This is a genomic window from Planctomycetaceae bacterium, from assembly GCA_041398785.1.
Lineage (GTDB): Bacteria > Planctomycetota > Planctomycetia > Planctomycetales > Planctomycetaceae > JAWKUA01.
In genome coordinates this window covers 197,936-211,282 of the sequence record JAWKUA010000006.1, presented here as the reverse complement: position 1 = coordinate 211,282, position 13,347 = coordinate 197,936, and the positions used below count along the sequence as shown (strand labels likewise).

Sequence of the window (13,347 nt, the reverse complement as noted above, 5' to 3'; positions counted from 1 at the left end):
CAATGACTTTCTACTGGACCGCCACAACTCTTGTCGTTTCCGTGCTTGTCCTCGCGGCGGCGGCGGTGTGCTGTTTCGTCAGTTGGCGACGCAGCAACTTCGCGCGGTCCATGGGGCTGCTGGAATGTCTGCGGTTCGGACTGATTGCACTGGTGCTGTTCACGCTGAATCAGCCGGAATTCGTGCGGGAGATTCGTCCGGAACAACAGCCGACTCTTGTCGTGCTGCACGACACATCGGGCAGCATGACGACGCGCGACGTGCTGGATTCCGCGAAGGCCGCTCAACAGCCGTCGACGCGACTTGACGCGGTGACGCCCCTGATTGCTCCGGAGTTCTGGGGGCCGGTGGCACAGCGAATGGATGTTGTCGTGGAACCGTTTTCTTCCGATCTGGCTGCGGCGGACAAGGGAACGGACCTGAACGCGGCGCTGCAGAACACGGCCGATCGCCACACCAATCTGCGCGGAATCGTGCTGTTGTCTGACGGTGACTGGAACACAGGCGTCGCTCCGAACGCGGCCGCGACACGGCTGCGAATGCAGAATGTTCCCGTGTTCTCCGTTTCGATCGGCAGCGAAGACCGACTTCCCGACGTCGAACTTGTCAGCTCCGACGCTCCTACGTTCGGCGTTGTCGGCAAGACGCTGCGAATCCCGTTTCGAATTGTCAGTTGGCTGCCGCGCGATCGCGACATCGCCGTCACCATGACCGGCACTCGCGGCGATAACGTTGAAAAGACCATTCGCGTTTCGGGCATGGGTCAGCTTCAGGACACGCTGGAATGGCAGCCCGCGAAAACCGGCGACTACGAAATCACAATCAGTATTCCCGTCGACGACGCGGAAACGATCACCGACAACAATTCGCTGACGTTTCCCATCACGATTCGCAACGAAGAACTGAAGGTGCTGATCGTGGAATCGTATCCGCGATGGGAATATCGCTACCTGCGAAATGCTCTGGAACGCGATCCCGGTGCCGACGTTTATTGCCTGCTGTTTCATCCGGATATTGAATCCGTGGGCGGCGGTCGCAACTATCTGGACGCGTTTCCCGGTGAACAGGAGTTGTTCGATTTCGACGTCGTGTTTCTGGGAGACGTTGGCGTCGAATCAACGCAGTTATCCGTCGAAAACTGCGAACACCTGCGGCAGCTTGTCCGCAGCCACGCCGGAGGTCTGGTGTTTCTGCCGGGCCTGCGCGGGCGTCAGGCAACGCTGCTGACAACTGTGCTGGAAGAACTGTATCCCGTGGTGCCGGACACCGCTCAGCCGCGCGGTGTGGGGCTGACGCGACCGGCTCGCTACTCGCTGACCGAATCCGGCCGACGCAGTCTGCTGACCCGACTGGAACCCGGTGACGAAGAAAACGAACAGGTCTGGCGCAACCTGCCCGGTTATCAATGGTACGCGGCTTCACAGCGGGCAAAGATCGGCAGCGAAGTGCTGGCGACTCACGATTCAGAATCGACACGGTTCGGCCGAGTCCCGCTGATCGCCACGCGGACATTCGGCACGGGAAAGGTGCTGTTCATGGGAACCGACGGTGCCTGGCGCTGGCGCCGCGGAGTCGAAGATCTGTACCACTACAGATTCTGGGGGCAGGTTGTTCGCTGGATGGCGTACCAGCGAAATATGTCACAGGGCGAATCGATGCGACTGTTCTATTCGCCCGACCGGCCGGAAGCCGACAACGTGCTGACGCTGAACGCCAATGTGATGAGTTCCACCGGGGAACCGCTGCGCGACGGGACGGTTGTTGTCCAGGTCATCACGCCGTCGGGCCAGACGGATTCTGTTCGGCTGGCGACCGCCGGTGACGATGCGTGGGGTCTGTTTACCGGCACCTTCACGCCAAAGGAAGGCGGCACGTATCAACTGGTCACAACCTGCGCGGAAACGGGGTCGCGTCTTGAAACGAACATCTCCGTGCAGGGACAGGAACGTGAACGCGTCGGCCAGCCGACTCGTCCGGACGTGCTGAAGGAAGTTTCGGAAATCAGTCGCGGGCAGTTAACAAAACTGGAGGACGTTCAGTCGCTGGTCGACCAGATCGCCGAGATGCCGGAACCCGACGGCGAAGTGCGCCGCGTGCGGTTGTGGAGTCATCCCGCGTGGGGAGGACTTCTGGTCGTGCTGCTCGGCGTCTTCTGGACCGGACGAAAGCTGGCGGGACTGGCCTGAAAGACCGGTCCGCGGCGAACGCTGGCGTGCCTATTGCTGGTGCGCCCGCCCTGTGCCACGAGCCGGAGCGCCTGAGACCAGTCCGTTTGACGACAACCGCCTCGGATCACCCGCGGCCGTCACTGCAATTCCGGAATCCGCAGAAACGGACAAACGGCCGAAGTGACCGCAAAGCAGGCGAAAGCCGATTGAGCATCGGGCTTCGGCCTGCGACCATAATGGGTTGGATCGATCGGCGTGCGATGTGACTGTTCGTGAACGTCATGCGCGCGGCCGGCGGCCCGTTTCGGTCAGCGATGACCGCATTTCCGCATCAAAACCTTGTGAGGCGGTCGCATGGACACATCAACGATTGTTGCCTCGGAAATCATGACTCGGCAGCTTGCCACCGCCGGCCCGGCGCAGCATGTGCTGGACGCCATCGACTGCATGGTGGCAAGAAGAGTCTCCTGCATGCCGGTATTGACCAGTCGCGGACATTTCGTCGGGCAGTTTTCCGAAAGGACGGCCATCGCGGCGATGGATCTGGCGGATGCCAACAGCGACGACGGTCCGCTGGACGCGAAAACCTGTCTGAGACTGCTGGTTGCGGCTGACGTGATGCAGCCGCCGACGCTGGTCCTGAAACCGGATCAGGATGTTTTCGATTCCGTTGCCATGTTGCTTCGCGGCAGGGCATCGGGAGCTCCCGTTGTGACACCCGGTGGAACTCTGCTGGGCGTGTTCTCCGAAAAGTCCGCCATGCAGGTCTTCATCGGACTGTGCTGGGAACAGATGCCGTCATCAAAAGTCACGGCCTGGATGGAAGACGGTTCGGATCGCTGCATCGCGGAAGGCACCACGATGATCGAAATTCTGGATCGTTTTCAGCATTCGACACTTCGCCGCCTGATGGTCGTGCGGGAAGGGCGACTGGTGGGTGAAGTCAGTCGGCGCGATGCTCTGGTGGCTGCCGTGGAATGCAGCCGAACGCCGCTGAAGGCAACCAGGAATCCGGCAAATTCCGGTCACGCGGCGCTGAAGGCTGACGTGGAAACGTGGATGAATCGGGATGTCCCTTCGATCAGTCCGGCGGTTGACGTCCTGACGATCGCGCAGATGTTCATTCACTCGCAGGCTCGGCAGCTGCCTGTGCTGGATCACCGAACTCTGGTCGGCCAGATCAGCCGCAGCGACCTGCTTCGAGCCGTTCAGCGGTACTTTCCCGCGCCGATTCCCGAAGGGACCGGTCCACAGCCGCTGTATCTCAGTTCCGTGCGTGAAGACCGTGAACTGGCCATGTTGAGCTGAGGTGGCGAACAGCATCGTTCCATGAAGATCGCCATCATTACTGCCGGTGGCGCGGGAATGTTCTGCGGCTCGTGCATGCAGGACAACACGCTCGCGAGATCGCTGCGACTTGCGGGCCATGACGCCGTGCTGGTGCCCACCTACACGCCCATTCGCGTTGACGAAGAAAACGTCAGCACTCGCCGTGTGTTTCTGGGCGGGATCAACGTGTACCTGGATTCCCTGTTGCCGGGGTGGGGACGCCTGCCCGGCTGGATGATTCACTGGCTGAACCGTCCGTCGATTCTGCGTCAACTGACTCGGCGAGCGGGATCCACGGACGCGTCGAAGCTTGGCCCGTTGACGCTGGACATGCTGGCCGGCAGTCACGGGCCGCAGCATCGCGAAATCGACGAACTGGTCAGCTACCTCTGCGGTGAACTGCAGCCGGACATGATTCTGTTCAGCAATGCGCTGCTGTCCGGCGTCCTGAGCGCGCTGCGACCGAAGTTCTCCGGCAGGATCCTGTGTCTGTTTCAGGGCGACGACATCTTTCTGGACGCTCTCAGTGATCGCTGGAAGCGCGACGCGATTGCTCTGATCGGAAGCAACTGCATCGCGTTCGACGGGTTTCTGACACACAGTCTGTACTATCGAAATCACATGAGCGACTACCTGTCGCTGGACGTTGATCGGTTTCGCACCATCCCGCTCAGCATTGATACCGATGAAGCGTTCCTGTCCGAATTGCGCGAACGACGGATCGGGGCAACGGACACCAGCCGGTTTACGATTGGATATTTCGCCCGCATTTGCCCGGAGAAGGGCGTCCATCGACTGTTGCAGGCGGCAGAACGTCTGCTGCCGTCGATGCCCGGTGTTCAGGTGCTGATCGCTGGATACCTTGGCGAATTGCAGAAGAGCTGGTTTCAAACACTGCTGCAGCGAGCTCAGACGAAGGCCGGTGCCGACCGAATCCAATGGCTGGGCAGTCCGTCGACTCGGCAGCAGAAGTTTGAAATTCTGTCGATGATGGACGTGCTTTGCGTGCCGACCGTGTACCGCGAACCGAAAGGGCTTTACGTTCTGGAAGCGGGGTTGCTTGGAATTCCCGCCGTCGTTCCCGAACACGGCGCGTTTCCGGAACTGATTGCCAGGCTTGGTCACGGCACGCTGGTTTCGGACGACGACCCGTCGTCGCTGGAAAAGGCTCTCCGCGCGGCAAGTGACACGATGTCTGCCTCAGCCGGTCGCGAACTGCCGCAGGTGCTGGCGACGGCCGTGGAGAGCCACTTCGGACTGCAGTCAACGGCCAGCGTTCTCAGCGACACGCTGCTGTCGCTTAATTGAAGCGTGCCTTGCCGGGCCGTCCGTCGAAAATCGCCTTGCGGATTGTCGAGGCATCGCTCTGGATTTCCGATGCGACGCCGGTCACTCGCTTCAGGACCTGATTGTGTCCCCGCAGAATTCCGCTGGTCTTCGGCGCTGACTTCGACCGAGACTTCGCGACATCGGGCGAACCGTTCGGTTTTGGTGTTTTCGGATTCCGGTCCGGCCGCGGAGGATTGAGCCGCAGATCTTCGGCAGGGATTTTGTCCGCATCGTCCGGCGGGAGTTCCAGCGTATCCGGAACGTCCGGCACGTGTGCCGGCGCCGCCTCGGGACTCGACGCCGTGCCGTCCGCACCGGGGTACGATGGACGTGTTTCGGTATTCAGCGACTCCCAGCTTACCGCAGCAGGGCCGGCGACAAAGTCGATCGGTTCCGTCTGCAGTCTGTGGTTGTCCTGAGCGTGAGTCCGGTCAACCGCCCGCTGTTTCGCAAACGGCGAGGCGGCCGGATGCCAGTTGCCTTCGGCCAGATAGACAGCGTTGTTGGTCAGCAACACGCCCTTGCGGAAATTCATGTCCGTGATGGCCTTGTTGTATTCGACAACGCTGCGGACGTAGGCCTGCTGAGCGTCGCGCTGCTGAATCTTTCTCTGCAGCAGCAGGTCGAGTGCCTGAACGGGGCGGCCGTCAATCTCATACCGTTCTTCCGTCAGCACAACGGCGTCGTCGGCGGCTCGAATTCGTCGTGTCGTGCTGTCGGCCAGGTTGTACCAGCGATCCATTTCCAGCATGGCATTTGAAAGTTCGTACGCGATTTCCCGTTCCTGCTGTGACAGGGCGGCGCGAGCTTTCTGAAGACGCAGTTCGTAGTTGCGCACCTGGACCTGGGCCAGTCGCAGGCCCAGCGGCATCGAAAACTGGAATCCCAGATTCCACGACGTCTGATTTCCGCCGGTCAGCGTATCCAAAGCATTCCCGATGCCTTCCTTGCCGCCGTCCAGGTTGTCGCCGAAACCATTCACGCGGTACTGCGATACAAAGTCGAATCGCGGCCGGGCCAGGTTTCGGGCGGCGCTGAGCTGAAGTTCCAGACTGCGAATCTCCCATTTCTGGCGCCGCAGCTCCAGGCGATTTGACAGAGCTTCCGTCAGCGAAGCTTCCCAGTCGGGCTTTAGCTGAGCTTCGGACGGTGTGTCCACCGGATACAGAAACGTGCCATCGTTCAGCGGCAGTCCGATCAGACGTCGCAGCCGGGCTTCAAAGTTCATCATGTCCGCCAGCGAACCCTTGATGCGTGCTTCCGCTTCGTAGATGCGCGACAGCGCCAGCGTCTGAGCATCCCCGGATTCATCGCGATCTCTCAGATCGTTGTAGTATCGAAGCAGATCCTTGAACGCGTCGATTTCGGAATCGTAAAGCCGCAGGCTCAGATACAGATCCCAGTAGAGCCGCTCGACATCGCGAACCATCGACGTGACGGACTGTTCGAAGTCCGTCAATGAAATGTCGGAGTTGATCCGGGAGATCAGCACGCCCTGGGAAACTCCCGAAACGCCGCGCAGATTCTGACTCAGCGGCCCGGCGATCCGCGTCACCTCGGTTCCGGAACCGGCAAGGAACGGCTGGCGGTATTCGGCCTGCAGGAATCCCGTATAGACCGATGGAAACCGCAGCAGCGAACTGTTGCTGCCGCTGTAGTTCCAGTCATTCTGGACGGCAATTTGACCGGAGTTCGCCAGCGGCTTTTCAATGCGAGTGGAATACGCGGCGGTCTCGCCCACCAGCGTGGCACCCGCGGGTACGCCGGAGTTGATCGCGTTCTGAATTTCTTCCGAACGGCCCCACGTCATGCTGGTTGTCAGCAGCGCGTCAAAGTCCGACAGAGCCGCTTCATAGCCGCGATTGCCGAACAGAAATCCCGTGTTCTGAATGGCCTGGTCGTACGTGGATGCGACCTGATTGGGTCGCGACATCAGCGGATTCCCAGGTGACCCGAAGCTGCCGTCGTCACGCAGAATGGTCGCCTGTTCGAGTGCCATCCGAATGCATTCATTCAGATAGACTTCACGGTCGGTCAGCTTGTCGAAGCTGTTGATGCCGCGCGGGGCGTTGAACAGCGACTGGTCCGTCGGCTCCGATTCCTGAAACGTCGGGTACTCAACGGCCGACGCGTAGTCGCGGTAATATGACAGCGCTTTGTGTTCTTCGCCCCAGAGATACTGCAGCCGCGCATCAGGGCCCGCGCACCCCTGCAGCACAACTGTGCACAGCAGCAGCGCGGACGTCCAATTGACGCGGGTTTTCTGCACGAGCAGTTACTCCCCCAAACCGATGGCGTGGCCGACTTCTGCGATGATCTGCCGACGCATTGAGTGTCACGTTCCCGGAAAAGTCCGCTTCCCGGCGGGTCCGCGCACCGACAGCCCGCTGTACTCGCCGACCACAGAAGCCGTCATAATCGGTATCGTCACAATATGTGCCAAACTTTGCTGCATCCGCAGAACAGGGATAACCACTACAACCGGACCGGCAGGTTTCGCCGAAATGCGATGGCCTAAGGAAACCGCTGACTGGAACTGCGCGTCTGACGCCGTTGTTTCCGACCCAGCGGACTCGGCTGGCCGGACAGATTCCCGATCGTCCCCGATTCGCTACGATGCCTTTCGTGCTTTGACGCCGCCGTGTTGTGCCGTGCCATTCCGCCATCCCTTTGCTGCCATGAGTCACCATGAAGCGAGAAGAACTGCCGAAAGGCGAAGTGCTGTGTGCGTATTGCACGGGAAAATGCTGCCGCTACTTCGCTCTTCCGATCGAAACGCCGGAAGACTGGGACGACTTCGATCACATCCGCTGGTACATGATGCACGGCCCTGTGTCGATCTTCGTCGACGACGGTTCGTGGTATCTGATGGTTCACGCGGCGTGTCAGCACCTGCAGCCGGACAACTTCTGCGGGGCCTACGAAACCCGGCCGCGCATCTGCCGATCGTACACGACCGACGACTGCGAATACGAAAGCGACGCAGCCCATGAGCAACTGTTCGAAACTCCCGAACAGATCTGGGAATACGCCTGCGCCGTGATGCCCCCGCGCCCGCGCCGCCGGCCGCAGGACCCCGTCAGTCTGCCGGTGGTTTCCGTCAGCTAAACCGGGATTTGTCACCCACAGAACAATTCCAATGCCTCGATTGCTGCTGATTGCCGGCCTGTTGATCCTGACTTCCCGCGTCTACGGGCAAACAATGGTGATCATTCGCGCCGAGCCCCAAACCAATCCGCCGCAGGGTTCGTTTGTTTCGTCTGCCGGCATGGATGATCAGGACGTACAGGTGACCGCAAAAGGTAGGGGGAGCGCAAACGGTGTCAGAACCGTTTGCGCTCCCCAAGATGCGGTCGCCTGGCGTCGTCAGGAATGGATCCGGCGACCGCGCTGTTCCGGCAGTCGGACAACCGTTATCGCACGTTCTGAAATGACCACTGGCGAAGATGGTGGGTGCCGCCGGTGATGAAGCTGCTGCCTTTCGGGTGAAAAGCGACGTTTAGCAATCGGTCGTCGCAGTCGACGCGCGCAACCTCGGACTTTGTCACGACGTTCCACATTCTGATTGACGAATCCGCGCCGTCCAGAAACTCGCCGGTCGACGTGAACCCGCCTCCCGAAATCGAAACGATGTGCGTTTCGTCCGGCGAGAACGCAACTCCCGCGACGGGGCTGCGGTGTCCCTGAAACACATGGGCCGTTTGCCACGAAGTCAGGTCGATCAGTGTCAGCACACAGGCGGGGTTATCCCAGCGCTCCTGCGTTTCCGCCGATTCGACGGCGTGGCCCACGACGGCATATCTGCCCGATGCAGAGACCGCCATACAGCTGGGAGACTCCAGTCGCACCACGTGCAGAGGTTCACCGGACGTCACATCCCATTCCATCAGTCGTCCCGGACGATTGTCGAGCGTCACAAGCTTTTCGTGTAGCGCCGCCATCTCAACGGTCACTCCCGTCGTCTCGCCGAATTCACCGAGTCGTTCGCCGGTGTTGATATTCCACTTGCGAATCAGGTGTTCAGAAAAACCTGTGTGGTCCGCACTCCCCGAAATCAGCACGCTGGCGTCGGCGAGTACTGCCAGGCTGTCCGTCCGAGCCTGATGACCAATGAATTCCTGCAGCCGCTCGCCTGTCGTCAAATCCCACAGCCGAATGGTGCCGTCTTCCGCGGCAGTCGCTGCTCTCCGTCCTCCGTCCAGCAGAATGAGGCCCTGAATGGTGGCGTCGTGAGCATCAATCACTCGTTCTTCGCGGCGGGAAGCGATGTCCCATACGGCCAGTTGCCCATCGTAGTGTCCAGTGACGACTTGAGAACCATCCGGCGTTACCTGCAGAGCATGCACGCCCAGCTCGGCATCCAGCGTCGAACCAAAGAAATCCAGTGGCTCTGAAAGCAGCATTTCCGACGCCTCTGCACGCGCCGGGAAGTGGGAACCTCGGCTGAGATCAGCGATCATTACCGGTCGGAACCCGTGATCGGGATAAGAAAAGTTGACATCCGGCGCGTAGTGACGCGGACAGCCGCTGGATACAAATTCCGCTTGATGCACCCAGGCTCCGCCTCGCAGCACCTGGCTGCGGACATCCGGGCTCTTCCATTCATCGGAACAGAACGGATCGACCGCCGGGCCGCGAGTGTAGAAGTCGCGCTGATGCCAGTCGCGGCACCATTCACTGACGTTGCCGTGCATATCGAACAGCCCGAACGCGTTCGGCCGGCGACCGCCGACTTCGGCAATGGGGGTGTCGATGGACTTGCCGAACCACGCATAATCGGACAGCTTTGACGGTTCGTCGCCGTAACACCAGCGGCTGTTGCTGCCGGCACGGCAGGCAAACTCCCACTGAGCTTCCGTCGGCAGATCGTACTCGGCTACTTCCTTCTGACTGAGCCAGTCACAGAGAGCCTTGCAGTCGTTCCAGGTGAGATAGCCGACGGGATTTCTGTCCGAACTGGTTTCCGAAAGCTTGCGCCAGTTTCGATCGTTCGGATGCAGTTGCTCGCCCACCGTCACATAGCCGGATTGTTCGACGAAGCGGCGGTATTGCTCTACGGTGACCTCGGTTGTCGCCATGTAGAACGGTCTTGTGATTCGAACTCGATGAACCGGGCCGCTTGCACCAATGATGAATTGCCAATACGGGTCGGTCGGAGCCAATTGCAGATTTCGATCGATGTAGCCGGCACCTTCACCCATCATGAAGTCACCGGGCGGAATCAGCCGGAACGTCATCCCGAGCGAAACATTGTATTCGACAGGAACTCCAAGGTAATCGGCCCACACCTGCTGATGGTGCCGGGCGGTTGCGGAATCGAAAGGCAGCACGGCAACCGGCGGAGCTGTCGACGTCAGTGCGATCTCTTCCGGCTCGGCGCGCCCCTCAGGCGGCAGCGGAGGAACGGGTGAGGCGACCGGAAGAGTAACTCCGCTGGAGCCAGCCCCGTCCGCTTCTCCTGGCACTTTCGGGGCCGGATACAACTTCCAGAAAGCAATGCACGGCAGCAGGACAAAGATCAGAAGCAGCGCCGTCAGCCAGCCAGAGGCGGTCGACCGCTTCGAATTCTTTTGCTGTCGAGCGATCGGCGATATTGGTCGAACCACCTGCGATGGCTGCTGTACGCAGGCCAGATAATGAGCCAGCACGTCACCTGCTTCAGCGGCGGTCTGGATGCGGTTTTTCGGAGATTTTTCAAGGAGCCTGCCGACGAACGCTTCCAGCCAGTCCGGAATTTCGGCGTTGACTTCGCGAATCGGCCGAGGGGCGTCATCGCAGACTCGCTTCAGCACACCCATTGTCGTGTCCGCTCGGAACGGCGCGCGGCCGGTACACATTGCGTACAGCACGCTGCCCATGCTGAACAGATCGCTCCGCTGGTCGATCTGTTCGCCGCGAGCTTGTTCCGGTGACATGTACTGGGGCGTTCCGGCAACTTCTCCGGTTCGTGTCATACTCACATCGTCGGCCGCCCGGGCGAGACCGAAATCTGTGATCTTGACCCGCTGAACGCCGTTCTCCAGCAGAATGTTTCCCGGCTTGATGTCCCGGTGAATCAGTCCCTGATGATGAGCCGCTGCCAGTCCGGACGCCAGCTGCGATCCGATACGCAGGATTTCTCTGACCTGCAGCGCTCCGTCTCTTTCCAGCAGATCCTTCAACGACAGCCCGCCAATAAATTCCATCACCAGAAATGGCAGTGAAGAATCATCGACCGCATGTATGGTCACCACATGCGGATGCACAACCGCGGCTGCGGCCTGAGCTTCACGCAGGAACCGACGACGAGCGTTGGCGTTCGCTGCAAGCTGTGGCGACAGAAACTTCAGTGCGACGGTGCGATGCAATCGCGTGTCGAACGCTTTGAAGACAATCCCCATGCCTCCTTCGCCAACGATCCCGACGACTTCGTATTGACCGATTGTTCCAAGGCAACCCTCCTTGTCCGATGGCGTCAGAAAGCTGAGATCGATGTGTGGGAACGCAGCACGGGCCGCCGACGGCCCGCCGGAATTCATGCCATCGTCATGGGTGTCGCGCCAGACCACTGTGGCGTCCCCGGCCGCGGCTGCGGGTGATTTTTCCAGAAAACTGCCCGCGTCTTCGTGCAGACGCAACAACTGTCGCACGCGAGCCTGCATCGAAGCGTCGTTCGAACAGGCGGCTGTCAGAAATTTGTCCCGTTCCTGCGGCGAGTCGATTCGGACGGCTTCGGCGAAAATCGATTCTTCACTCATGGCAAGCGACCTGAAAGCGAAACGTCAGCCGGGGACCGCGATCAGCCCCTCAGCAAAAAGAACACTTCCGGATAACGTGCGATTTTCGTTCGCCGATTCGCTCATCAAAGTTCCAGAATTCGCTCCGGAAGTTCAGGATCCGCCGGATCACCCGTCGTCAGTCAGTTCTCGCAACAGCCATGCGCGGCTGTAAGCCCATTCGCGGCCAGCCGTTGCGACGGAAATTCCCAGCGATTCGGCCGCCTGTTCCATCGTCAGACCGGCGAAGTATCTCAGCTTGACCAGCGTTGCCTTCCGGGGATCAGTGCGTTCCAGTTTTGTCAGCGCTTCGTCGAGTGCCACCAGATCATCGCGCCGTTCGGGACGCACAACTTCGGTCAGTTCGATGTGCCGGCGACCGGCCGAGCCGCCGCGTTTAAGAGTCTGCCTGGATCGGGCATGCTCCACCAGAATCCGCCGCATCGCTTCCGCTGCCGCCGCGAAGAAATGCCCGCGATGATTCCACGCCTGCTCAGTTTCTCCGTGCACCAGCCGCACATAGGCCTCATGTACCAGCGCCGTCGGCTGCAGCGTGTGTTCAGCACGTTCATCGTGCAGAAACCGTGACGCCAGACCGCGCAGTTCGTCATAAACCAGCGGCAGCAACTGCTCGGTTGCCAGGCCGTCGCCGGACACGATGCGATTCAGAATCCGTGTGACGTCTTCCATTTCGCGATTCTCAAAACCCTGCCGAGAGTCCCGACAGTGTTCCATTTCCGAATGCAATTGTCACGAGGAAAGGCGTTTGGTCAGGGAGCGATAAAAGACAGCAAAAGGTGAGCATCACAAAAGGTGTCAGGAATCTTTGTTTGGCTTTCGTGGTCGGCCGCGGGGGCGCAGGGTTGTTTCCAGACCAAGTTGCCGGACGACACGGTCGCACCACGATTCCCCGCCGAACGGACAGCCGCGAGTCACGCTGCGCCTCAGGGCGGACAGTTCCGCTTCCGTCTGCGGAGCGTTCACGTGCTCGATCCAGCCCGGACGACGGGGCAGCGGCCACGCGCTGAGCAACGCCTTGTCCTTCGCCGTGCCGGAATGCCAACGGTACAGGCTGCTCCACCGCCAGTCTTCGGCTCGTGCCACCAGGTTCGCCCGTTTCGCGTTGCGTTCCGTGTACCGGCAGACCGTCAGGAAGTGGTCGTCGTCCTGCACGGGAAACGACTTGAAGCGGCCCTGATAGACATGGCCGCTGCCGGAACTTTGCCGGTGAGCATGCCACCGCTGCGTGTGCGTCAGCGTCAGCCAGCCGGTGAATCGCGACAGTTCGCCGTCTTCCCGCGGCCACACAACCAGGTGCCAGTGATTGGGCATGACGCAATAGGACAGCAGTCGCGTTCCCGTTCTGGCGACGGCTTCTTCCAGAACCTGTTCGAACGCCTGATAGTCTTCGTCCTTTTCGAAGATCGTCATCCGGGCGTTGGCACGGTTCAGCACATGGTAAATCAGGCCGCCGTCGGCCGCTCGTTTTGGTCGTCCCATTCGCGGAAGCTACGAAGAGTGCCCCGCTGTGTCAACAGAAACGGTTCCTGCCACCTTTTATCCATCTCAACAGAAACGGTTCCTGACACCTTTTATCCATCCGAAAGCTTCCGTCACAGCCTCCGCGCCTGAACGAACTGATCCGCATGATCGCCACCCTCGGCGGCTACGTCGATCGCCCAAAAACCCACCCGGGCACGCAAACCCTCTGGACCGGACTGCAACGCCTCCACTGCTTCTCCCTCGCCTGGGACACCTTCGGACCA

8 protein-coding genes are annotated in these 13,347 nt (G+C 60.3%); 4 read left to right on the top strand and 4 right to left on the bottom strand.

Going from position 1 to position 13,347, the window contains the following annotated elements; all coding sequences use genetic code 11:
• The first annotated feature begins 2 nt into the window (after positions 1-2).
• The 3 genes from R3C19_09305 to R3C19_09295 all read left to right on the top strand — a co-directional run bounded on the left by R3C19_09305 (position 3) and on the right by R3C19_09295 (position 4,805).
• Complete coding sequence (locus R3C19_09305) at positions 3-2,186, top strand: vWA domain-containing protein (protein ID MEZ6060545.1); 2,184 nt, start codon at positions 3-5, stop codon at positions 2,184-2,186.
• 336 nt (positions 2,187-2,522) lie between these two features.
• On the top strand, positions 2,523-3,476 hold the full coding sequence (locus tag R3C19_09300; protein ID MEZ6060544.1) for a CBS domain-containing protein: 954 nt from the start codon (positions 2,523-2,525) through the stop codon (positions 3,474-3,476).
• 21 nt (positions 3,477-3,497) lie between these two features.
• Complete coding sequence (locus R3C19_09295) at positions 3,498-4,805, top strand: glycosyltransferase family 4 protein (GenBank protein MEZ6060543.1); 1,308 nt, start codon at positions 3,498-3,500, stop codon at positions 4,803-4,805.
• On the opposite strand, the gene R3C19_09290 is transcribed toward R3C19_09295, so the two are convergent.
• Positions 4,798-7,095: a TolC family protein gene (locus R3C19_09290; GenBank protein MEZ6060542.1), complete on the bottom strand. Its 2,298-nt coding sequence runs from the start codon at positions 7,093-7,095 to the stop codon at positions 4,798-4,800. The genes R3C19_09295 and R3C19_09290 overlap by 8 nt on opposite strands.
• 419 nt (positions 7,096-7,514) lie before the next feature.
• Between R3C19_09290 and R3C19_09285 the strand changes: the two genes are divergently transcribed.
• Positions 7,515-7,934 carry a YkgJ family cysteine cluster protein gene (locus R3C19_09285; GenBank protein MEZ6060541.1) on the top strand — a complete coding sequence of 140 codons (420 nt, stop codon included), beginning with the start codon at positions 7,515-7,517 and terminating at the stop codon, positions 7,932-7,934.
• 305 nt (positions 7,935-8,239) lie between these two features.
• Here the strand turns inward: R3C19_09285 and R3C19_09280 are convergent, their stop codons facing one another.
• The 3 genes from R3C19_09280 to R3C19_09270 all read right to left on the bottom strand — a co-directional run bounded on the left by R3C19_09280 (position 8,240) and on the right by R3C19_09270 (position 13,081).
• Positions 8,240-11,563, bottom strand: a complete 3,324-nt coding sequence (locus R3C19_09280; GenBank protein MEZ6060540.1) for an SUMF1/EgtB/PvdO family nonheme iron enzyme — start codon at positions 11,561-11,563, stop codon at positions 8,240-8,242.
• Positions 11,564-11,710: 147 nt separating this feature from the next.
• A complete protein-coding gene (locus tag R3C19_09275) occupies positions 11,711-12,271 on the bottom strand; it encodes a sigma-70 family RNA polymerase sigma factor (GenBank protein MEZ6060539.1) in 561 nt (186 codons plus the stop codon).
• A 126-nt stretch (positions 12,272-12,397) separates the two neighbouring features.
• Positions 12,398-13,081 (bottom strand): transposase, encoded by a 684-nt coding sequence (locus R3C19_09270; GenBank protein MEZ6060538.1) that lies wholly within the window; start codon positions 13,079-13,081, stop codon positions 12,398-12,400.
• Positions 13,082-13,347 lie beyond the last annotated feature (266 nt).